This window comes from Aquabacterium sp. A08 (assembly GCF_011742065.1).
In genome coordinates, this window is sequence record NZ_JAAQQT010000434.1 from 1 (window position 1) to 264 (window position 264).

Annotated in this window: 1 protein-coding gene; it reads right to left on the reverse strand. The window is 65.9% G+C overall.

What is annotated here, in order from left to right; all coding sequences use genetic code 11:
* Positions 1–264: EF-Tu/IF-2/RF-3 family GTPase (locus tag HA630_RS02470; protein WP_243855326.1), on the reverse strand; the 264-nt coding region annotated here is incomplete at both ends.

Genomic DNA, 264 nt, shown 5'->3' on the forward strand with positions numbered 1-264 from the left:
GGGCTTGCACAGCACCTGGCCGCGCTGGACGTCTTCGCGCTTGGTGCCGCGCAGCAGGATGCCGACGTTGTCGCCTGCCTGGCCTTGGTCCAGCAACTTGCGGAACATTTCCACGCCGGTGCAGGTGGTCTTCTGGGTGGCGGAGATGCCGACGATCTCGATTTCTTCGCCGACCTTGATGATGCCGCGCTCGATACGGCCGGTCACGACGGTGCCGCGGCCGGAGATGGAGAACACGTCCTCCACGGGCATCAGGAAGGCGCC